This is a genomic window from Paenibacillus residui (genome assembly GCF_042677205.1).
GTDB classification, from domain to species: domain Bacteria; phylum Bacillota; class Bacilli; order Paenibacillales; family NBRC-103111; genus Paenibacillus_L; species Paenibacillus_L residui.
Window position 1 is genome coordinate 1 of record NZ_JBHTIU010000105.1, and the last position, 587, is coordinate 587.

A 587-nucleotide genomic window follows, 5' to 3' on the forward strand; every position below is an offset into this window, starting at 1 on the left:
AAATATTTCTTATCCATCGTCCCGATGGATAACCCTACCAGCTTACACAAACTTCTTGACGCTACCACACATGGAAAAATAAATGCACTTTTACTTTTAATTGGGCCAAAATTTCTAAAACTCGGAAAAATAAGTGCACTTTTGCTTTTAATTGGCCAAGTCAGCCAGAACACGGAAAAATAAATGCCATATTGCCTTTATTTGCCCACTTTCGAGACCTGGGAGGCAGGCAAGCAGCCGGAGCCAACCATGACCAAATTTTATAGACAATCCCCCTCTTCTCCTTTATAATATCGGTATAATCAAGCCACGAAGGCTTGCGACGGACTATTGGACTTGAATGATTGTAAAGATACCACGAAGGTTGAGGAGCCGCAGAAGCGGACCGACGGCCATTCGTGGCTTTTTATTTGGACTGGCCTGGACTGGCTTGAAAGGAACCCCCCCGAGAATCAGAATTAACTGTATTTTATGCAGTTAGATTCAAGCCAATGGCGAAAATGATTGAACTAAATGGAAAAAGCGGCTAGGCCCCCTAATTCCGGAGTCCGCACCATAAAAAAATAACCATGTATACAATTCCTCTC

The 587-nt window shown here is 42.9% G+C and carries 1 protein-coding gene; it reads left to right on the forward strand.

Features of this window, described 5'->3' with window-relative positions; all coding sequences use genetic code 11:
- Window positions 1–183 (forward strand): hypothetical protein (locus ACFQ03_RS24305; protein ID WP_379291564.1); only part of this gene is annotated, 183 nt, incomplete at its 5' end.
- Window positions 184–587 lie beyond the last annotated feature (404 nt).